The sequence below is a fragment of the Pseudomonas sp. ES4 genome, from assembly GCF_050586665.1.
Taxonomy (GTDB): domain Bacteria; phylum Pseudomonadota; class Gammaproteobacteria; order Pseudomonadales; family Pseudomonadaceae; genus Aquipseudomonas; species Aquipseudomonas frederiksbergensis.
In genome coordinates, this window is the sequence record NZ_JBOBDO010000013.1 from 20386 (window position 1) to 39738 (window position 19353).

Genomic DNA, 19353 nt, shown 5'->3' on the forward strand with positions numbered 1-19353 from the left:
ACAACCCGCCGCCGACCCTTCAGGTCGCGGCCACTGCCATCTGATTGGAGTTTGATGACCATGAGTGTGGAAACTCAAAAGGAAACCCTGGGCTTCCAGACCGAGGTGAAGCAACTGCTGCACCTCATGATCCATTCGCTGTATTCCAACAAGGAAATTTTCCTTCGCGAATTGATCTCTAACGCCTCTGACGCTGTCGACAAATTACGCTTCGAAGCCCTGTCCAAGCCTGAGTTGCTGGAAGGCGGCGCCGAACTGAAAATCCGTGTGAGCTTCGACAAGGACGCTAAAACCGTCACCCTCGAAGACAACGGCATTGGCATGAGCCGTGAAGATGCGATCACCCACCTGGGGACCATCGCCAAATCCGGCACTGCCGATTTCATGAAACATCTTTCCGGCGATCAGAAAAAAGACTCGCACCTGATCGGTCAATTCGGTGTGGGTTTCTACTCTGCATTCATCGTCGCCGATAAAGTCGACGTGTTCAGCCGTCGTGCCGGTGCTGCTGCCAGCGAAGGCGTGCACTGGTCGTCCAAGGGCGAAGGCGATTTTGAAGTTGCCACCGTCGATAAAGCCGAGCGCGGCACTCGTATCGTCCTGCACCTGAAAGCCGGTGAAGACGAATTCGCCGATGGCTGGCGTCTGCGCAACATCATCAAGAAGTACTCCGACCACATCGCTCTGCCGATCGAATTGCCGAAAGAAGTGGCGGCCGTTGAAGGCGAAGAACAACCGGCCGTTGAATGGGAAACTGTCAACCGCGCCAGCGCCCTGTGGACCCGTCCGCGTACCGAGATCAAGGACGAGGAATACCAGGAGTTCTACAAACACGTCGCTCATGACTTCGAGAACCCGCTGAGCTGGAGCCACAACAAGGTCGAAGGCAAGCTTGAATACAGCTCGCTGCTCTACGTGCCGGCCCGTGCTCCATTCGATCTGTACCAGCGTGAAGCGCCGAAAGGCCTGAAGCTGTACGTGCAGCGCGTGTTCGTGATGGATCAGGCGGAGTCGTTCCTGCCGCTGTACCTGCGCTTCATCAAAGGTGTGGTCGATTCCAACGACCTGTCGCTGAACGTGTCGCGGGAAATCCTGCAGAAAGACCCGATCATCGATTCGATGAAGTCGGCGCTGACCAAGCGTGTTCTCGACATGCTGGAAAAGCTGGCGAAGAACGAGCCTGAGCAATACAAGAGCTTCTGGAAAAACTTTGGCCAGGTCATGAAAGAAGGCCCGGCAGAAGACTTCGCCAACAAAGAGAAAATCGCTGGCCTGCTGCGTTTCGCATCGACCAACGGTGATGAAGGCGAGCAAGTGGTGGGTCTGGCTGAATACCTGGCTCGCGCCAAGGAAGGTCAGGACAAGATTTACTACCTGACCGGCGAGACCTACGCGCAAGTCAAGAACAGCCCGCACCTGGAAGTCTTCCGCAAGAAAGGCATCGAAGTGCTGCTGCTGACCGACCGCATCGACGAGTGGCTGATGAGCTACCTCAGCGACTTCGACGGCAAGAGCTTTGTCGACGTGGCGCGTGGTGACCTCGACCTCGGCAATCTGGATTCGGAAGAAGACAAGAAAGCGGCGGAAGAAGTCGCCAAGTCCAAGGAAGGTCTGGTTGAGCGTCTGAAAACTGCACTGGGCGACTCCGTTGCTGAAGTGCGGGTTTCCCACCGTCTGACCGACTCCCCGGCGATTCTGGCCATTGGCGAGCAGGACCTGGGCTTGCAGATGCGTCAGATCCTCGAAGCCAGCGGTCAGAAGGTGCCGGATTCGAAGCCGATCTTCGAATTCAACCCGGCTCACCCGCTGATCGAGAAGCTCGACAACGAGCAGAGCGACGAACGCTTCGGCGACCTGTCGCACATTCTCTTCGATCAGGCGGCCCTGGCCGCTGGCGACAGCTTGAAAGACCCGGCCGCGTACGTGCGCCGTCTCAACAAGCTGTTGGTTGAATTGTCGGTTTAACTTCGCTGTACAAAAACCCGCTTCGGCGGGTTTTTTGATCGTTACAGCGGGGTTGGCTCGCTTCGTCCTTTTGGCAATTCGATCCGCTCACTTTCCCCTGGCACCGTCGGCCAATCCCCGGCCGCCCAGCGTCGCCGTGCTTCATCGATCAACGCCGGATCGCTCGCCACGAAGTTCCAGTTGATCCGCCGCGGCCCATCCAGCGGTGCACCACCAAACAGCACGGCATGACAGTCGCTTTCAGCAAACAGTGTCATCTCTTCCCCGACCGGCAATACCACCAGCGAATGCGGTTCTATCGGCTCGCCATCCAGTTGCACCTCGCCGTCCAGCACATACAACGCCCGCTCTTCATGTTCGGCAGGAATCAGCAAGGTGGTCGCCGTTTGCAGGTTCAATTCGGCATACAGCGTAGGAGAAAGCACCGGGACCGGTGATTCCAGGCAAAAGCCTGACCCGGCAATCATGCGGATTTTCACCCCCAGGTTATCGCTGACCGGCAGCGTGGCCGCCGGATGGTGGCTGTAGTGTCCGGGGCCGTGCTCTTTTTCTTTCGGTGAGGCCAGCCAAATCTGCAAACCGTGCATCGTGAAACCGCTGTCCTTCAACGTCTCGGGCGTGCGCTCGACGTGGGCAATCGCGCTGCCCGCCGTCATCCAGCTGACATCACCGGCCTCCACGACCTGGTCGGAACCGAGGCTGTCCTTGTGCTGGATTTTTCCTTCGAACAAGTAGGTGAGGGTCGACAGGCCAATGTGTGGATGCTGACGGATGTTCATGCCTTTTCCCGCCTCATAACGGGTTTCGAGCATGTGGTCGAAAAACACGAAAGGCCCGACGCTGCGGCATTTGGCTGACGGCAGTGGACGAAGTATGGGTTGGCCTTCGACATCTTCGGCACGGGGGCGGATCACGAGCGGAGTGTTCATGCTGCATTCCAGGCTGAGCGGGTAATGCGTGGAGCATAACCCGCTTGCGCAGCCCTTGCCGCTATTGGCTGAAGGCACCTTCAGCCAGGTGCGTTTCGATGCTGACGTCTGTGGTGGTCATCAACTTGTGGACCGGGCAACGGTCGGCGACGCGGTGCAACTCGTCGCGCTGAGCGTCGGAGAGCACACCTTTGAGTGTCAGTTTGACGTGCAGGGCATATTTACCTTTCTGCTCTTCGCTGTTGTCACGTTTGACTTCGACCGTGACACCGGTCAGCGGGATGTCTTTTTTCTTCGCGTACATCTTCAGGGTCAGCGCCTTGCAGGCACCCAGGGCGGCGTCGAAGTAATCGTGTGGCTCGGGCGCCGAGCCTTCGCCGCCGGCGAGTGTCGGTACGTCGGCAAACAGTTCATGGTCATCGATTTGGACGCTGTGACGATAACCTTCGGTGGAAACGGTATTGACGGTGACAGTCATGGGAAACCTCATAGGCAACAGGAAAAGTCATTCGAGCAAAAAACACCTTGAAGGTATAGAGCACTCTTCCAGTGACGCGTTCCACTTGATAGCTCGCCCATTCCCGAACGCTGAACCGTTACCGCCCGGTGATCGAAGCAGTTAAGGCGTTTTGATATCACGTTTTCGTCTTACGCAAAATTTCTCCGGGCCGATACCTTCTTAAGCAGCCCGCTGCAGGGTTGATGCAGCGCTTTTGGAAGGAACCAGAGCAATGAGTATCAGAAGTCTCAATATTGCGCCGCGCGCGGGCCTGGGTTTTGGCCTGCTGGCGTTAATGGTGTTTGGATTGGGGGCGTTCGCGCTGCTGCAAATGTCGAACATGCGCGCGCAGTCCGATCAGGTCGATGACAACTGGCTGCCCAGCGTGATGGCGGTCGGGGAGATGAATCAGGACATGCTGCGGCTGCGGGCATTGACCATGCGCCTGCTGATCAATCGGGACCCGCAGGCGCTGGCGCAAAACGTCAGCAAACTCAACGAGCTCAAAGGCATCCTGGATGAACCTCGGCAGCGCTATGACGCGCTGATCGTGCTGCCCGAAGAGCGTGTGTTGTTCGATCGCTTCAAAGCCTCGGAGCAACAATACCTGCAGTTCCAGACTCAGGTGATGACGCTGTCTGCTCAGGGACGGGTGGAGGAGGCGGCCGCTGTCCTCAATGGCGAGATGAGCCCGTTGGCCGATGAAATCGCCGCCACCCTCAAGGCATTGGTCGAACTGAACAAGCACAACGCTAACCTGGCGACGCAGGCGGCGCGCCAGGTGTTCAGCCATTCGCGGGTCTGGGTCGGGGTGATGATCGGCCTGACAGCGCTGATGACCATCGGCCTGGCGCTGCTGCTGACTCGCAGTATTGTCGTGCCGCTTTCCCAATCGTTGAGGGTGGCTGAAGGGGTGGCTGGCGGCGATCTCACCGGTGATATCAGCATCAGCGGCAAGGACGAACCGGCGCGGCTGCTGCACGCCCTCAAGAGCATGCAGGGGAGTTTGCGCGAAACCCTGCGGCGTATTTCCGACTCATCCAGCCAATTGGCCTCGGCCTCGGAACAGCTCAGTTGTGTGACCGAAGAGGCCACTCGGGGCCTGCATCAACAGAGCCTGGAAATCGACCAGGCCGCCACGGCGGTGAATCAGATGACCGCGGCGGTGGAGGAGGTCGCGAGCAATGCGGTGGCCACGTCCGAAGCGTCTCGGGAATCCGACCGGATCGCCCAGCACGGTCGCGAGCAGGTGCATCAGACCGTGTTGTCCATCGAATCCCTGGCCGACGATGTCACCGCCAACGCCACCCAGGTCGAGGACCTGGCGCAGAAAGTTTATGGCATCAGCAAAGTCCTGGATGTGATTCGCTCGATTGCCGAGCAGACGAACTTGCTGGCCCTGAACGCGGCCATCGAAGCGGCGCGGGCCGGGAGTGCCGGGCGCGGCTTTGCGGTGGTGGCCGATGAAGTGCGGGCGCTGGCGCACCGGACGCAGCAATCGACCCAGGAAATCGAGCAGATGATCTCCGGCATCCAGAAAGGCACCGATGCTGCGGTCAGTTCGATGCAGCAGAGCAACACGCGCGCGCGTTCGACTCTTGAAGTGGCGAAAGCGGCGGGCACGGCGCTGGAGGAAATCGCCACGGCGTTTACCCTGATCAATGAGCGCAACCTGGTGATCGCCAGCGCCTCGGAGGAACAAGCGGCTGTCGCGCGCGAGGTGGATCGCAACCTGATGAACATTCGCGATCTGGCGTTACAGACGTCGGCCGGGGCAAATCAAACCAGTGCCGCGAGCCAGGAGCTGTCTCGGTTGGCGGTCGATCTGAACACGATGGTGGCGCGGTTCTCGGTCTGAACGCGCAGCGGTTTTGTCGTTCCGGCGGCGCTACCGGCTGGCTGTGCAAGGTTGCGGGTGGCGCCATCCCGGCCTATGGTCCAAACGATACTTTACTTGCGACTGGCGCGTGATGACTCGCCGTCGGTTGCTGTCCATCCAGTGCTGATTTGCGTAGCGAGGTGACGACATGCCCACCGACTCCCGACCCGCCGTGCTCGAACTGATCGGCAACACGCCGCTGGTGCGCGTCAGCCGTTTCGATACCGGCCCGTGCACGCTGTTCCTCAAGCTCGAATCGCAGAACCCCGGCGGTTCGATCAAGGATCGCATCGGTCTGGCGATGATCGACGCGGCCGAACGCGATGGCAGCCTGCGTCCCGGCGGCACCATCGTCGAGGCCACCGCCGGCAACACCGGCCTTGGCCTGGCCCTGGTCGGTCGTGCCAAGGGTTACCGAGTGGTGTTGGTGGTGCCGGACAAGATGTCCACCGAGAAGGTCTTGCACCTCAAGGCGATGGGCGCCGAGGTGCACATCACCCGCTCCGATGTCGGCAAGGGCCATCCCGATTACTACCAGGACGTTGCGGCGCGGCTGGCGCTGGAAATCCCCGACGCTTTCTTCGCCGATCAATTCAACAACCCGGCCAACCCGCTGGCCCATGAATGCAGCACCGCCCCGGAAATCTGGGCGCAGACCCAGCATGACGTGGACGCGATCGTCGTCGGCGTCGGCTCGGCCGGTACGCTGACCGGGCTGACTCGTTTCTTTCGCCGCGTGCAACCGGACCTGGTCATGGTGCTGGCCGACCCGGTCGGCTCGGTGATGGCCGAATACAGCCGCAGCGGCACCATGAACACGCCCGGCTCCTGGGCGGTGGAAGGCATCGGCGAAGACTTCATTCCGTCGATTGCCGACCTGTCCAGCGTGCGCCACGCCTATTCGATCAGCGACGAGGAAAGCTTCGATCATGCCCGCCAGCTGTTGCGCGCCGAAGGCATACTCGGCGGCTCTTCGACCGGCACCCTGCTGGCGGCGGCGTTGCGTTATTGCCGCGAGCAGACCGAGCCGAAGCGGGTCGTCAGCTTCGTCTGCGACACCGGCACGCGCTATCTGTCGAAGGTCTACAACGACCAGTGGATGAACGACCAGGGCCTGTTGCAATACAAACATTATGGCGATCTGCGCGACCTGATCTCGCGGCGTTTCGAGGATGGCCGGGTGATCAGCGTGGGCCCGGACGACACACTGCTCACCGCGTTCCAGCGCATGCGCCTGGCGGACGTGTCGCAACTGCCGGTGCTGGAGGGCGGGCAGCGGCTGGTCGGCGTGATCGACGAGTCCGACATTCTGCTTGGCCTGCAGGAAGATGCTTCGCACTTTCGCATGAGCGTGGCCAGCGCGATGACCGACAAGCTGCAAACCCTGCCGCCCAGCGCCAGTCTGGCGGAACTGCGAGCGGAGCTCGACCGTGGGCTGGTGGCGATCATCGCCGACGCTTCGGGCTTCTACGGCTTGATTACTCGAGTCGACATGCTCATTCACCTACGGAGATCCCTTACATGAGTCAACACGACGAAAACGCAGTACCACGCGCCTTCGCCACCCGTGTGATCCATGCCGGGCAAACGCCCGACCCTTCCACCGGTGCGCTGATGCCGCCGATTTATGCCAACTCCACCTATTTGCAGCAGAGCCCCGGTGTGCACAAAGGCTTCGACTACGGGCGCTCGCACAACCCGACGCGCTTTGCGCTGGAGCGTTGCGTTGCAGACCTCGAGGGCGGCACCCGAGCCTTCGCGTTCGCGTCGGGGCTGGCGGCGATTTCCACCGTGCTCGAATTGCTCGACGCGGGCTCGCACATCGTCTCCGGCAATGATTTGTACGGCGGCACCTTTCGGCTGTTCGACAAGGTGCGCAAACGCAGCGCCGGGCATCGCTTCAGCTTCGTCGATCTGACTGACCTGGAGGGATTCGAAGCGGCACTGCAGCCCGACACGAAGATGGTTTGGGTCGAGACGCCAAGCAATCCCTTGCTGAGCCTGACGGACCTCGCTGCCGTCGGACGCATCTGTCGCTCGCGAGGCATCATTTGTGTGGCCGACAACACCTTTGCCAGCCCGTGGATACAACGCCCGCTGGAGCAGGGCTTCGACATCGTGCTGCACTCGACCACCAAGTACCTGAACGGCCACTCCGACGTGATCGGCGGCATCGCGGTGGTTGGACAAAACGCAGACCTGGCGGAGCGTCTGGGCTTCCTGCAGAACTCGGTAGGCGCGATTGCCGGGCCGTTCGACGCTTTCCTCACCCTGCGCGGCGTGAAGACCCTGGCGCTGCGCATGGAGCGCCACTGCAACAACGCGCTGGACCTGGCGCAATGGCTGGAGCGTCAGCCGCAGGTGGCGCGCGTGTATTACCCGGGCCTGCCGTCGCACCCGCAGCACGTACTGGCGCAGCGGCAGATGCGAGGTTTCGGTGGGATGATTTCCCTCGACCTGAACAGCGACCTGGCCGGTGCCACGCGCTTCCTCGAGAGTGTGCGGATCTTTGCCTTGGCCGAGAGCCTGGGCGGGGTGGAAAGCCTGATCGAGCACCCGGCGATCATGACCCACGCCAGCATCCCTCAAGAGACCCGTGCGCAACTCGGCATCGGTGATGCGTTGGTGCGGTTGTCTGTGGGGATCGAGGATGTCGAAGACCTGCGCGACGACCTGGCACAGGCGCTGGCGCGGATCTGAAAATCAGCAGGCAAAAAAAATCCGGAACCCTTATCGGATTCCGGATTTTGCTGTCGAGCCGGATCAGCTGCCTTTGACAGCCTTGCCGTTGACCGTACCGTCGAGAAGCATGATGTTGTACTCCTTGCCGTCGGTTTCAACCTGTTGCAGACGAACCAGCAGGTAATCCCAATCCTTGGCGAACCACAGGACGGTGATGCGCTTGCTTTGTGTCGGGTCGCGCACGCGCTCGACCTTGATTGCTTCGATCTGGCCAGCCTTGGTGTCGACCTTTTCCGAACCCAGCACGCGGAAATCATAGGTATCGACTTCACCATCGTCGACGACCTGATAGCTCATGCTTTTCTTGCCAGCGGCCACGTCGTGCTGCAGGGCGAGCTGATAAGTGGACTTGTCGACCATGCCGCGGTTGAGCGGGATCTTGACCGGATCACCGCGATCGGTGCCGGTGACCATTTTGTTGGTCCAGTCGAAATCCAGGTCAGCCTTCTTGGCTTTGCCCAGGCCGCCACGTTCGAAGTGGTAGGACTGCGGCAGCAAGGTGTCCTTGTCCAAAGTCAGGGTGCTTTCTTCGGTCAGGCTGGCGATCATCATCGAGGCCTTGAAGCTGAGCTTCCAGGCGCCGTTGGCTTGTTTGGTCAGGCTGCGTTCAGCGGTGCCGCTCATGGGCAACTGCTTCCAGTCAGCGGTGTAGCTGGCGGAGAAAGGTTGAAGTTCTGCAGCCTGCGCAAAGGGCAGTGCGAGCAGAGCGCAAGCGAAGAGCAGGGCGCGACGCATAAAATCTCCTAGGTTCGAATCAAGTGGCCGCTGGCCGCGAGCAACTTTCCATCCAGTAAAGCACCTTGCTCGCCGAGTGATAAACGACCTTCGGCAAACCAGCGTACAGCCAACGGGTAGATCAGGTGTTCCTGGGTATGAACTCGCTGCGCCAGACTCTGCGGCGAATCGTGCAACTCTACCGGTATTACTGCCTGTACGACCAGTGGTCCGCCATCGAGTTCCTCGGTGACGAAGTGCACGGAGCAGCCGTGCTCGGTGTCGCCGGCTTCCAGCGCGCGCTGATGAGTGTGTAAGCCTTTGTATTTGGGCAGCAGCGAGGGATGGATGTTGAGCAGGCGACCCGCGTAGTGGCGCACGAAGTCAGCGCTGAGAATGCGCATGAACCCGGCCAGTACCACGAGTTTTGGATTGAACGCATCGATCAGTTCGATCAGCGCGGCATCGAAGGCCTCGCGGCCTTCGAAAGCCTTGTGATCCAGGGTGCGGGTGTCGATACCCGCGTCCCTGGCGCGTTGCAGGCCATAGGCGTCGGCGCGGTTGGAAATCACCGCAGCGATGCGGGCCGGGCTGTCGCCGGTCCGCGTGCTGTCGATCAAGGCCTGCAAGTTACTGCCGGTGCCGGACAACAGCACCACCACATCACAGGTCTGGGACATCCGCTCTTGCATCAGTGTGCCTTGAGGTTCTTCAGTTCAACCGAAGCCGCGCCTTCGGCAGCGGTGGCGATCTGACCGATGACCCAAGGCTGCTCGCCGGCTTCACGCAATACGTTCAGCGCGGTTTCGACGTGCTCTTGAGCAACGCAGATGACCATGCCGACGCCGCAGTTCAGCACGCGGTGCATTTCGTTTTCGTCGACGTTGCCTTTCTCTTGCAGCCAGTCGAACACGGCAGGGCGAGTCCAGCTTGCAACGTCAACCACCGCTTGTGCGCCTTTTGGCAGAACGCGCGGGATGTTGTCCAGCAGGCCACCACCGGTGATGTGGGCCATGGCTTTGACGGCGCCGGTTTCCTTGATCAGCTTGAGCAGCGGCTTCACGTAGATGCGGGTCGGGGCCATCAGCAGGTCGGTCAGCGGTTTGCCGTCGAGCTGGATATTTTCGATGTCTGCACCGGACACTTCGATGATCTTGCGGATCAGCGAGTAGCCGTTGGAGTGCGGGCCGGAAGACGGCAGGGCGAGCAGGGCATCGCCTGCAGCGACTTTGGAACCGTCGATGATTTCAGACTTTTCCACGACGCCGACGCAGAAGCCGGCCAGGTCATAGTCTTCACCTTCATACATGCCTGGCATTTCAGCGGTTTCGCCGCCAACCAGGGAACAGCCGGACAATTCACAGCCAGCGCCAATGCCGGTCACGACCTGGGTCGCGGTTTCGACGTTGAGTTTGCCGGTGGCATAGTAGTCGAGGAAGAACAGCGGCTCTGCGCCGCAGACCACCAGGTCGTTCACGCACATGGCAACCAGGTCGATGCCGATGCTGTCGTGCTTGTTCAGGTTCAGCGCCAGGCGCAGCTTGGTGCCGACGCCGTCGGTGCCGGAAACCAGCACGGGCTGCTTGTAGCCGGCCGGGATTTCGCAGAGGGCGCCGAAACCGCCCAGGCCGCCCATGACTTCCGGGCGCGCAGTGCGCTTGGCGACGCTCTTGATGCGTTCGACCAATGCTTCACCGGCGTCGATGTCTACACCGGCGTCCTTGTAGCTCAGGGAGGGTTGCTTGCTCATGATCCAGGCCTTTAGGGGGGATTCAGGGGTAACGACCGAGTCCAGTGGGACCACCGAAACTGAAGAAGGCGATTGCCATCCGCGAATTTCAGGGTGCCCGGCTGTTGCCGGTCTGCGAAGGCGCGCGATTTTATCAGGCTTGAGGGGCAGCGGCCATCCTCAGGCCGACAGCAGGGGCATATCCGCTTAAAAAAACCTTCATTGCCCGTGTTGGTCGCCTCCTTCATGGCTGTATAAGGTATCGCTATTAACCGTCTATCGTTAGGACAGTGCAAAAACTTACCAGGGTCAGGTGAATGTTTTGCTGGGGGGCGTGGTCACAGCCTTGCTCAATCCGGTTCACGCGGCCTGTTCCAGCCGCTCTTGTCGTCAGGAATCCGCCATGCGTTTTTTTTCTAGATTTTTGTTTGCGGGCTGTATGTCATTGGTCAGCCTGGCGAGTCATGCCGAAACCGTAAAAAATCTGTATCAGGTGCGTCAGCCTGTCAGTGGTCAAACCCCGGAAGTGCGCGATCAAGCGACCCAGCAAGCGCTGGAGACGCTGGTGTTGCGGCTGACCGGCGATCCCAAGGCTGCACAAAGTCCGGGGTTGGCGGCACTGCGCAAGGATCCGCAGCAAATCATCAGTCAGTACGGCTTTGACGCCGGCCCGCCGGAAGTGCTGAAGGTCGATTTCGACCCGGCCTCCACCGAGCAGGCATTGCGCCGTGCCGGGCTGTCGTTGTGGGGGGCAAACCGGCCTTCGATCCTCGGCTGGTGGTTGAACGATTCCACCGAGGGTTCGAGCCTGGTCGGCGATGGCCAGGCCAGTGCTGCGCCGTTGCGTCGAGCGGCGCAACACCGTGGCTTGCCGCTGCGTTTGCCGCTGGCCGATCTGAGCGAGCAGATCGTCGCCACCGCACCGAATCTGGAAGGTACGGACGCGACGCCACTGCGCGGGGCATCGGAGCGTTACAACGCTGACGCCTTGCTCGCGGTGCATGCGCGTGAAGAGGGCGGACAGTGGCAGGCCAAGTGGAATTTGTGGCTCGGCGACAAAAAGGAGGCGGGCAGCGTGCAGGGCGCGGATCAGGCCGCGGTGGCCGATGCGGTGATGCTGGCGGTCAGTCAGCGGCTGGCACCGCGGTTTGTCGTCAAGCCGGGGGCTTCGGGCGAACAATTGCTCGAGGTGCAGGGCATGAATCTGGAACACTACGCGGCGCTTGGGCGCTTGCTGGAACCGTTTGGTGCGCGCCTGCAAAGTGTCGACGGCGACCGGATTCTTTATCGGGTCAACGGCAGTGCCGAACAGTTGAAGGCGCAATTGTCGCTGGCCAGGTTGCAGGAAGTTCCAGCGGGTGAGGCACCAGCCCCCGCCACCCCCGTTCAGCCGGCCGCCGGTTCGACACCGGCCGTAGCGCCAACGCCGGCACCGACGCCGCAGCTGCGTTTCCGTTGGTAAGTTTTCTTTCTTTATATAGATGCATGGAGTGGTACATGGCCGATACGCGGCGTTGGTTCTGGTTGGGTGGGGTGGTTCTGCTCTGCGTGTTTGTCTGGTTGTTGCATCCGATCCTGACCCCGTTCCTGATCGCATTGCTGCTGGCCTATCTGTTCGACCCGCTGGTGGATCGGCTGGAGAAGGCCGGCCTGTCCCGGACCTGGGGCGTGGTGGCGGTGTTTGCGCTGTTTACCTTGATCTTCACGGCATTGCTGTTGGTGTTGATACCCATGCTCGCCAAGCAGTTGTTTCGCTTGTATGAGCTGACGCCGCAGATGCTCGATTGGTTGCAGCACACTGCACTGCCATGGGCACAATCGAAATTCGGACTGTCGGATAATTTCTGGAAGTTCGACAAGCTCAAGGCTGCGATCAGCGAGCACATGGGCCAGACCACTGACATCGTCGGAGTGGTGCTGAGTCAGGCAACGGCCTCCGGCCTTGCATTGATTGGCTTGCTGGCGAATCTGGTGCTGATCCCGGTAGTAGTCTTCTATCTGCTGCGGGACTGGGACCTGATGATGGCCAAGATCCGCAGCCTGCTGCCCCGTGACCGCGAAGAGCGGGTTATGACCCTGGCAGGTGAATGCCATGAAGTGCTCGGTGCGTTCGTGCGCGGGCAGTTGCTGGTGATGGTGGCGTTGGGCGTGATCTACGCGGCCGGCCTGATGTTGATCGGGCTGGAGCTGGGGCTGTTGATCGGGTTGATTGCCGGTCTGGCGGCGATCGTGCCGTACATGGGGTTCGTCATCGGGATCGGCGCGGCCTTGATTGCCGGTCTGTTCCAGTTCGGCGGCGATCTGTATCCCCTGTTCGGTATCGTCGCGGTGTTCATGGTTGGGCAGGCGCTGGAAGGCATGGTGCTCACGCCATTGTTGGTGGGGGACAAGATCGGTCTGCACCCGGTGGCGGTGATCTTCGCGATTCTGGCTGGGGGCGAGCTGTTCGGATTTACCGGCGTCCTGCTGGCGCTGCCGGTGGCGGCTGTGATCATGGTGCTGGTGCGCCATATGCATGATTTGTATAAAGATTCTGATATGTACAGCGGTGTTGATGAGTCCGGGATTTAAGAGCGGCTGATCAACCATCGCGGCCAGCCTGGTGCATTGCCGGGCTGGCCCGAATCCCTCGCGCGGCTGTCACCTGCGCCGCCAAAGAAACTGTCATAAAACCAGGGTGTTAACGCAAACCTTTGATTTTGCTTGTGGTCTGTCGCATTGTGCGACCCGCCTCACGGGTATAAACTTCGCAAACTTTACACAGAGGCCACTAACGGTTCCTTTGGAACTGTTCAGTCAGCATGAAACCGATTCAGCTGCCCCTAGGTGTGCGTCTGCGTGATGACGCTACCTTTATCAATTACTATCCAGGCGCCAATGCCGCTGCACTCGGCTATGTCGAGCGGCTATGCGAAGCCGACGCCGGCTGGACCGAAAGCCTGATTTATCTCTGGGGCAAGGACGGGGTAGGGCGTACGCACTTGTTGCAGGCGGCCTGCCTGCGCTTCGAGCAACTGGGAGAGCCGGCGGTGTATTTGCCGTTGGCCGAACTGCTCGATCGCGGTATCGCGATCCTCGACAACCTCGAACAGTACGAACTGGTCTGCCTGGATGATTTGCAGGCGGTGGCTGGTCGGGCGGATTGGGAAGAGGCGTTGTTTCATCTGTTCAATCGTCTGCGTGACAGCGGTCGGCGCCTGCTGATCGCCGCATCGACCTCCCCGCGTGAACTGCCAGTGAAGCTGGCGGACCTCAAATCCCGTCTGACTCTGGCGCTGATCTTTCAGATGCGTCCGCTCTCCGATGAAGACAAATTGCGTGCCTTGCAACTGCGCGCCTCGCGTCGTGGCCTGCACCTGACCGATGAAGTCGGGCATTTCATCTTGACCCGCGGTACGCGCAGCATGAGTGCGCTTTTCGAGCTGCTTGAACGTCTCGATCAGGCTTCCCTCCAGGCTCAACGCAAGCTGACCATCCCGTTCCTGAAAGAAACGCTAGGCTGGTGAAAACCAAGGCCTGTAGCGGGTTTCGGCATATTTCAGGCGTCAAGAAATCCGCTTTCCTACAGGGTTGCAGGCTGCGCGAACGTCTAAAACGGGCTTAAGCGCTTAGATGTAAACGCGAAACCAAGAAGTCACATAAAGGTCGATTGAATTTGCAAATGAGTTTGATAGTAGGCATAGTCTCGGCTTCTTAGAACTATCAGCCACGGTCGTGCCCATGCTAAATCGCTTTGCACCCCTCGTGCCTCTCGCACTCGTCACCCTGTTGTTCGGTTGCGCTGCTCACTCTCCAGTGTCCCAGCAAGAGCAACAACAGCAGGTTAAAAACTCTGCTACCGCCCAATCTTCCGTTCTTTATCAACAAGCGCTTGAGCAGGAAGAAGCGGCCAGCGAAAAAGAACTGGCAGACTTCGCCGGCGGCAAGTCGTATCAGCTTCCGGTTCTGGCCGACAGCATCCTTGAACGCGGCATGTCCCTGATCGGTACCCGTTACCGTTTCGGCGGCACCTCCGAAGCAGGATTTGATTGCAGCGGCTTCATCGGTTACCTGTTTCGTGAAGAAGCCGGCCTGAACCTGCCACGTTCCACCCGCGAAATGATCAACGTCGACGCTCCTCTGGTTTCTCGCAGCAAACTGGAGCCGGGCGACTTGCTGTTTTTCGCCACCAATGGCCGTCGCGGCCGCGTCAGTCACGCCGGGATCTACCTGGGTGACAACCAGTTCATCCATTCCAGCAGCCGTCGTAGTGGTGGTGTGCGGATCGATAGCCTGGGCGACAGCTACTGGAGCAAGACTTTCATCGAAGCCAAACGCGCTCTCGCGATGGCACCGGCGACGGCCCCGATCGTCACGGCGCGCAAGTAAGCGGACAGTTTGTAAGGTGAACTTAAAGTCTTACTTGAAGTTTGCCCCGTAGCAGCTAGAATCCTGATCTATTATTGATGGCAAACCGCCTGCGTCCTGCGCAGGCGGTTTTCTTTTCTGCGCCCCTGCAGAAAAAGCCGCAGCCAGATCAGGATGTTCTGCCTATGTCGACGTCGGCCCGCCTCGCAATCATGTTCTTCGCAGCGCTGCTCAGTGCCTGCGCCAGCCGTACACCGCCACCTGCACCGGTGGTTCGCGCGCCGATTGTTTTCAGTTCCTCCCAAGCATTCTCGCCTGAGGCAGAAGACGTCTTGTTCCGCGCGCTCGGCCTGGTAGGCACGCCGTATCGCTGGGGTGGCAACACGCCGGATTCGGGTTTCGATTGCAGCGGGCTGATCGGTTATGTCTACCGTGATGTCACCGGCATTTCCCTGCCACGGACCACGCGCGAGATGATCGGCATGCAGGCGGCCAGCGTGGGCAAGGAAGGCCTGCAAACCGGTGACCTGATCTTCTTCGCCACCAATGGCGGTTCTCAGGTCAGCCACGCCGGGATCTACGTCGGCGAAGGTCGCTTCGTCCATGCGCCAGCCACCGGCGGCACGGTGAAGCTCGACAGCTTGTCCAAAGCTTACTGGCAGAAAGCCTATCTGAGCGCCAAGCGCGTCTTGCAACCTGAGCACTTGGCACGCAATCCCTAAAGGGCAGAGGTTGTCATGACCGCTCGCACACTCAATCTCGACGATTCCCTGTATCAATACCTGCTCGACGTTTCCCTGCGCGAAACGCCGTTGCTCAAGCGTTTGCGTGACGAAACCCAGGCGCTGCCCATGGCTCGCTGGCAGGTGGCGCCGGAGCAGGGGCAATTCCTCGCGCTATTGGTGAAACTCATCGGTGCCAGGCGCCTGCTGGAAATCGGTACTTTCACCGGTTACAGCGCCTTGTGCATGGCGGCTGCGCTGCCGGATGACGGTTCGCTGATCTGCTGTGACATTCCCGGTGACTACAACGCCACCGCGCGCCGTTACTGGCAGGAAGCGGGACTTGCCGCGCGGATCGATCTGCGTTTGGCGCCCGCGCTGGAAACCCTGGCTCAGCTGGATCAGCCAGAGTCATTCGACCTGATCTTTATCGATGCCGACAAAGCCAACTACCCCCTTTACCTGGAGCATGCATTGCGTCTGCTGCGCGTCGGCGGGCTGGCGGTGTTTGATAACACGCTGTGGAGTGGTCGGGTGCTTGAGGACAATCCCGAGAGTGAAGACACCCGAGCCATCCAGGCGCTCAATTGCGCCTTGAAGGATGACTCGCGTGTGGATTTGTCGCTGTTGCCGTTGGGGGATGGGCTCACACTCTGCCGCAAGCGCTGAACGCGGTTCTTGTGGAAGCGGGCTTGCTCGCGAATAGCGGTGGGTCAGGCAAGTTCAATGTCGGGTGTACCGGCCTCATCGCGAGCAGGCTCGCTCCCACAGTTGATGTGTATTGCAGTTATTGAGCCGCCGACACGCGCCACACCTTGTTGCCCACGTCATCCGCCACCAACAAATCCCCCTGCTGATCAATCACTACACCCACCGGCCGGCCCATGGCTTTTTCCTCGTTATTGAGGAAGCCAGTGAGCACATCAATCGGCGGCCCGCTCGGTTTCCCTGCGCTGAACGGTACGAAGATCACTTTGTAGCCACTGTGCGGTTTACGGTTCCATGACCCATGCTGGCCGATGAATGCTCCTTCCTTGAATTGCGCCGGCAGTCTGTTGCCTTCAGCGAACGTCAGGCCCAACGAGGCGGTATGCGGGCCGACCGCGTAGTCCGGCGCAATGGCCTTGGCCACCAGGTCGGGGTTTTGCGGCTTGACGCGAACATCGACATGCTGACCGTAATAACTGTAAGGCCAGCCGTAAAACCCGCCGTCCTTCACTGAAGTGATGTAATCCGGCACCAAATCGCTGCCGATTTCGTCGCGCTCATTGACCGCTGTCCACAATGCGCCGCTGCGAGGTTCCCAGGCCAGGCCGTTTGGATTACGAATCCCCGAGGCGAAGATCCGATGATTACCGGTGGCGCGATCCACTTCCCAGATTGCCGCGCGACCTTCCTCCTGATCCATGCCGTTTTCACCGATGTTGCTGTTCGAGCCCACGGTGACGTACAGCTTGCTGCCGTCCTTGCTGGCGATAACGTTTTTGGTCCAGTGGTGATTCAGCGTCCCGCCCGGCAGGTCGATCACCTTCATCGGCTGTGACTTGATCGCCGTCTCGCCGTTTTCATAGTGGAAGCGCAGCAAGCGGTCCGTGTCGGCGACGTACAGGTCATTGCCGACCAGGGTCATGCCGAAGGGCGAGTTGAGGTTTTCCAGGAACACCGTACGGGTTTCGGCGATGCCGTCGTGGTCCTTGTCCCGCAGCAGCGTGATGCGGTTCGGGCTCGGTACGCCGGCGCCGGCACGGCCCATGACTTTGCCCATGATCCAGCCACGAATGCCGGCATCGGGTTTGGCGGGTGCGTTGGTTTCGGCGACCAGCACGTCGCCGTTGGGCAGCACGTAGAGCCAGCGCGGGTGATCGAGGCCTTCGGCAAAAGCCACCACCTGAGTTCCTGTCGCGGCGATAGGTTTTGCGCCGTCCGGCCAGCCGATCGCCGGGGCGATGTTCACCGTCGGGATCAGGGTCTTGTTCGGTTCTGGCAGCTTGGGCGATGGGCCGGTGCCGTCGGAGACTTGCAGCCTGGCGGTTTCACCACAGGCGGCAAGCCCTCCGGCGAGCACGATGACGAGAGCGAGCTGAGGCTTGCGCATGCTGATCTTCCCTATGAATGCAGTGAGCTAATCAATAGAGAAGTGCAGTGCGCGATGGTTCAACCGGTCAGCCGCGGGCTTCCTTGAACAGCACGGCGATGCCGGGGTGATAGTTGCCGGCTTCATTGCGCAACTTGCGATAGGCATAGGGGAAGTACCAGGCCACCGCGCATGTGTGTTCCTTTTGCAGGTCGTCGACCATGTCCTGGAGTTCTTCCGGGGTGGCGCTTTGTTGGGCTTTTTGCGGTGCGACGAATAGGCAGCCGAGTTTCAGGTCGCTGGCGTAACTGATGCGTTTGGCTTCGCTGGTGATGTCCTGCAACGCTTGAGTCAGGTTCAGGTTGTTGACCCGTGGCCAGCGCTGGGTCGCCTGAAGGTAAGCGCGTTCTTCGCTCGTCGCGATAAACAGATCGGCGCGGCCATTGCGTTCGCCTTCTTCGACCTGTTTACGAGTTGGTGTTTGCTGCAGCGTAACCATCTCTGCCATCCAGGCTGCGGCGGACAGCAGGCTCAGGTTGGCTTTTTCATCGAACCAGTAAGGCGTTTCGTTATCGCCGCGCACGGCGTTGTAGCGGTCGATACAGTCAAACCAGCGTTCCAGCACCGGTCGCAGGAATTCCAGCTTCGGATTGCTGATGATCATGCCTTGCATGTGGCTCACCCTTGTTATTGTGTTGTGAGATTGTGGCTCTTTGATATCACTGCTGGGAGTGTGGCACAAGATTGGCGTCAGATAATTGATCGACAGCAGTTATTCGCTCCCAGGCTGCCCGTCTTCAATTGACGCTCCATCCCCAACCCTCTAACCTTCGCGGCTTGTTTCAGGTGCTCTGTGACCTTGGTTGACAGAGTGAAACAGGGAAGCCGGTGAGTGACGCTCTTCAAGCGACGAAGAGCCATGATCCCGGCGCTGCCCCCGCAACGGTAAATGAGTAAAAACTGCGCCTTGAGCCACTGTGTCGTCGACATGGGAAGGCGCGCAGTCAGGCAAATCGCCGCTCATGAGCCCGGAGACCGGCCTGATCCATCCAGCGGCATCACGGTGGGCGATGCCAGGCTTGTTGCCGTCTATTCTTGTGCCTGCCCGCCGTTATCCAGCCTCAACGGAGAGCTCCCCCATGACTGATACCCCCGATCGTGACGAACGTCATCTGGCGCGCATGCTGCGCAAAAAAGCCGTGATCGACGAACGCATCGCCAATTCCCCGAATGAATGCGGCCTGCTGCTGGTGCTGACCGGCAACGGCAAAGGCAAAAGCAGTTCGGCCTTCGGCATGCTCGCCCGGTCCATGGGCCACGGCATGCAGTGTGGCGTGGTGCAGTTCATCAAGGGGCGCAACAGCACCGGCGAGGAGCTGTTCTTCCGGCGCTTCCCGGAGCAGGTGCGTTTTCATGTGATGGGCGAGGGCTTCACCTGGGAAACCCAGGATCGCCAGCGTGACATCGCCGCCGCGCAAGCCGCGTGGGCAGTGTCGCGCGAATTGCTGCGTGATCCGTCGATCGGCCTGGTGGTGCTGGATGAATTGAACATCGCGCTCAAGCACGGTTATCTGGATCTCGATCAGGTGCTCAGCGACTTGCAGGCCCGTCCGCCAATGCAGCACGTGGTAGTCACCGGTCGCGGCGCCAAGCCGGAGATGATCGAGCTGGCCGACACCGTCACCGAAATGGGCGTGATCAAGCACGCGTTCCAGGCCGGAATCAAAGCGCAAAAAGGCGTCGAGTTGTGAGC

Annotated in this window: 18 protein-coding genes, 1 pseudogene and 1 riboswitch; of the genes and pseudogenes, 12 read left to right on the plus strand and 7 right to left on the minus strand. The window is 60.1% G+C overall.

Annotated features, from left to right (window positions below):
• Positions 1-60 precede the first annotated feature (60 nt).
• Complete coding sequence (gene htpG / locus ACQ4OB_RS15805; protein WP_074880547.1) at positions 61-1965, plus strand: molecular chaperone HtpG; 1905 nt, start codon at positions 61-63, stop codon at positions 1963-1965.
• Between the two features lie 41 nt (positions 1966-2006).
• On the opposite strand, the gene ACQ4OB_RS15810 is transcribed toward htpG, so the two are convergent.
• Both ACQ4OB_RS15810 and ACQ4OB_RS15815 read right to left on the minus strand, forming a co-directional pair.
• The gene (locus tag ACQ4OB_RS15810) at positions 2007-2894 is read right to left on the minus strand and encodes a pirin family protein (RefSeq protein WP_074874675.1); all 888 of its coding nucleotides are present in this window, start codon (positions 2892-2894) and stop codon (positions 2007-2009) included.
• Between the two features lie 61 nt (positions 2895-2955).
• Positions 2956-3372 (minus strand): OsmC family protein, encoded by a 417-nt coding sequence (locus tag ACQ4OB_RS15815; protein WP_074874677.1) that lies wholly within the window; start codon positions 3370-3372, stop codon positions 2956-2958.
• Between the two features lie 253 nt (positions 3373-3625).
• On the opposite strand from ACQ4OB_RS15815, the pseudogene ACQ4OB_RS15820 reads away from it, so the two are divergent.
• From ACQ4OB_RS15820 to ACQ4OB_RS15835, 4 genes and pseudogenes are all read left to right on the plus strand, one after another.
• Positions 3626-4396: pseudogene (locus tag ACQ4OB_RS15820) on the plus strand (MCP four helix bundle domain-containing protein); the annotation flags it as partial.
• The gene (locus ACQ4OB_RS15825; protein ID WP_404942553.1) at positions 4388-5251 is read left to right on the plus strand and encodes a methyl-accepting chemotaxis protein; all 864 of its coding nucleotides are present in this window, start codon (positions 4388-4390) and stop codon (positions 5249-5251) included. The pseudogene ACQ4OB_RS15820 and the gene ACQ4OB_RS15825, both read left to right, overlap by 9 nt.
• Positions 5252-5420: 169 nt before the next feature.
• The gene (locus ACQ4OB_RS15830) at positions 5421-6797 is read left to right on the plus strand and encodes a pyridoxal-phosphate dependent enzyme (protein WP_430956011.1); all 1377 of its coding nucleotides are present in this window, start codon (positions 5421-5423) and stop codon (positions 6795-6797) included.
• Positions 6794-7972, plus strand: coding sequence for a cystathionine gamma-synthase (locus tag ACQ4OB_RS15835; protein ID WP_102614663.1), 1179 nt, complete (start codon positions 6794-6796; stop codon positions 7970-7972). The genes ACQ4OB_RS15830 and ACQ4OB_RS15835 overlap by 4 nt, the downstream gene beginning before the upstream one ends.
• Positions 7973-8035: 63 nt before the next feature.
• Here ACQ4OB_RS15835 and ACQ4OB_RS15840 read toward each other — a convergent pair whose 3' ends face one another.
• Genes ACQ4OB_RS15840 through purM form a run of 3 tightly spaced genes read right to left on the minus strand, consistent with a single transcriptional unit; the run spans position 8036 to position 10478 of the window.
• Positions 8036-8749, minus strand: a complete 714-nt coding sequence (locus ACQ4OB_RS15840; RefSeq protein WP_102614662.1) for a DUF3108 domain-containing protein — start codon at positions 8747-8749, stop codon at positions 8036-8038.
• 8 nt (positions 8750-8757) lie between these two features.
• The gene (gene purN, locus ACQ4OB_RS15845; RefSeq protein ID WP_074880550.1) at positions 8758-9408 is read right to left on the minus strand and encodes a phosphoribosylglycinamide formyltransferase; all 651 of its coding nucleotides are present in this window, start codon (positions 9406-9408) and stop codon (positions 8758-8760) included.
• 11 nt (positions 9409-9419) lie between these two features.
• Positions 9420-10478, minus strand: coding sequence for a phosphoribosylformylglycinamidine cyclo-ligase (gene purM / locus ACQ4OB_RS15850; RefSeq protein ID WP_074874687.1), 1059 nt, complete (start codon positions 10476-10478; stop codon positions 9420-9422).
• A 382-nt stretch (positions 10479-10860) separates the two neighbouring features.
• Here purM and ACQ4OB_RS15855 point away from each other — a divergent pair, with 382 nt between their 5' ends.
• From ACQ4OB_RS15855 to ACQ4OB_RS15880, 6 genes are all read left to right on the plus strand, one after another.
• Positions 10861-11919 (plus strand): DUF2066 domain-containing protein, encoded by a 1059-nt coding sequence (locus tag ACQ4OB_RS15855; RefSeq protein ID WP_102614661.1) that lies wholly within the window; start codon positions 10861-10863, stop codon positions 11917-11919.
• Positions 11920-11954: 35 nt separating this feature from the next.
• The gene (locus ACQ4OB_RS15860; RefSeq protein WP_074874691.1) at positions 11955-13028 is read left to right on the plus strand and encodes an AI-2E family transporter; all 1074 of its coding nucleotides are present in this window, start codon (positions 11955-11957) and stop codon (positions 13026-13028) included.
• A 230-nt stretch (positions 13029-13258) separates the two neighbouring features.
• Positions 13259-13963, plus strand: a complete 705-nt coding sequence (gene hda / locus ACQ4OB_RS15865) for a DnaA regulatory inactivator Hda (protein WP_008148645.1) — start codon at positions 13259-13261, stop codon at positions 13961-13963.
• A gap of 214 nt (positions 13964-14177) precedes the next feature.
• Positions 14178-14825 carry a C40 family peptidase gene (locus tag ACQ4OB_RS15870; protein ID WP_076030219.1) on the plus strand — a complete coding sequence of 216 codons (648 nt, stop codon included), beginning with the start codon at positions 14178-14180 and terminating at the stop codon, positions 14823-14825.
• Positions 14826-14989: 164 nt separating this feature from the next.
• Positions 14990-15526, plus strand: a complete 537-nt coding sequence (locus ACQ4OB_RS15875; RefSeq protein ID WP_076031556.1) for a C40 family peptidase — start codon at positions 14990-14992, stop codon at positions 15524-15526.
• 15 nt (positions 15527-15541) lie between these two features.
• The gene (locus ACQ4OB_RS15880; protein ID WP_076030220.1) at positions 15542-16195 is read left to right on the plus strand and encodes an O-methyltransferase; all 654 of its coding nucleotides are present in this window, start codon (positions 15542-15544) and stop codon (positions 16193-16195) included.
• A gap of 118 nt (positions 16196-16313) precedes the next feature.
• Here ACQ4OB_RS15880 and ACQ4OB_RS15885 read toward each other — a convergent pair whose 3' ends face one another.
• Positions 16314-17621, minus strand: coding sequence for a PQQ-dependent sugar dehydrogenase (locus ACQ4OB_RS15885; RefSeq protein ID WP_430956012.1), 1308 nt, complete (start codon positions 17619-17621; stop codon positions 16314-16316).
• A 67-nt stretch (positions 17622-17688) separates the two neighbouring features.
• Positions 17689-18273 carry a hypothetical protein gene (locus ACQ4OB_RS15890; RefSeq protein ID WP_074874699.1) on the minus strand — a complete coding sequence of 195 codons (585 nt, stop codon included), beginning with the start codon at positions 18271-18273 and terminating at the stop codon, positions 17689-17691.
• Positions 18274-18427: 154 nt separating this feature from the next.
• Positions 18428-18658: riboswitch (cobalamin riboswitch) on the plus strand.
• Positions 18659-18739: 81 nt separating this feature from the next.
• Here ACQ4OB_RS15890 and cobO point away from each other — a divergent pair.
• Entirely contained in the window at positions 18740-19351 is a 612-nt protein-coding gene (gene cobO, locus ACQ4OB_RS15895) for a cob(I)yrinic acid a,c-diamide adenosyltransferase (protein ID WP_430956013.1), read from the plus strand.
• Positions 19352-19353 lie beyond the last annotated feature (2 nt).

Bases quoted from the DNA above. Each gene is read 5' to 3' on its own strand.
- ACQ4OB_RS15870 (WP_076030219.1), top strand. From the start codon at position 14,178: ATGCTAAATCGCTTTGCACCCCTCGTGCCTCTCGCACTCGTCACCCTG.
- ACQ4OB_RS15825 (WP_404942553.1), top strand. From the start codon at position 4,388: ATGCAGGGGAGTTTGCGCGAAACCCTGCGGCGTATTTCCGACTCATCC.
- ACQ4OB_RS15880 (WP_076030220.1), top strand. From the start codon at position 15,542: ATGACCGCTCGCACACTCAATCTCGACGATTCCCTGTATCAATACCTG.
- ACQ4OB_RS15885 (WP_430956012.1), bottom strand. From the start codon at position 17,621: ATGCGCAAGCCTCAGCTCGCTCTCGTCATCGTGCTCGCCGGAGGGCTT.
- ACQ4OB_RS15840 (WP_102614662.1), bottom strand. From the start codon at position 8,749: ATGCGTCGCGCCCTGCTCTTCGCTTGCGCTCTGCTCGCACTGCCCTTT.
- ACQ4OB_RS15875 (WP_076031556.1), top strand. From the start codon at position 14,990: ATGTCGACGTCGGCCCGCCTCGCAATCATGTTCTTCGCAGCGCTGCTC.
- purN (WP_074880550.1), bottom strand. From the start codon at position 9,408: ATGTCCCAGACCTGTGATGTGGTGGTGCTGTTGTCCGGCACCGGCAGT.
- ACQ4OB_RS15830 (WP_430956011.1), top strand. From the start codon at position 5,421: ATGCCCACCGACTCCCGACCCGCCGTGCTCGAACTGATCGGCAACACG.
- ACQ4OB_RS15835 (WP_102614663.1), top strand. From the start codon at position 6,794: ATGAGTCAACACGACGAAAACGCAGTACCACGCGCCTTCGCCACCCGT.
- cobO (WP_430956013.1), top strand. From the start codon at position 18,740: ATGACTGATACCCCCGATCGTGACGAACGTCATCTGGCGCGCATGCTG.
- hda (WP_008148645.1), top strand. From the start codon at position 13,259: ATGAAACCGATTCAGCTGCCCCTAGGTGTGCGTCTGCGTGATGACGCT.
- ACQ4OB_RS15815 (WP_074874677.1), bottom strand. From the start codon at position 3,372: ATGACTGTCACCGTCAATACCGTTTCCACCGAAGGTTATCGTCACAGC.
- ACQ4OB_RS15855 (WP_102614661.1), top strand. From the start codon at position 10,861: ATGCGTTTTTTTTCTAGATTTTTGTTTGCGGGCTGTATGTCATTGGTC.
- htpG (WP_074880547.1), top strand. From the start codon at position 61: ATGAGTGTGGAAACTCAAAAGGAAACCCTGGGCTTCCAGACCGAGGTG.
- purM (WP_074874687.1), bottom strand. From the start codon at position 10,478: ATGAGCAAGCAACCCTCCCTGAGCTACAAGGACGCCGGTGTAGACATC.
- ACQ4OB_RS15860 (WP_074874691.1), top strand. From the start codon at position 11,955: ATGGCCGATACGCGGCGTTGGTTCTGGTTGGGTGGGGTGGTTCTGCTC.
- ACQ4OB_RS15890 (WP_074874699.1), bottom strand. From the start codon at position 18,273: ATGCAAGGCATGATCATCAGCAATCCGAAGCTGGAATTCCTGCGACCG.
- ACQ4OB_RS15810 (WP_074874675.1), bottom strand. From the start codon at position 2,894: ATGAACACTCCGCTCGTGATCCGCCCCCGTGCCGAAGATGTCGAAGGC.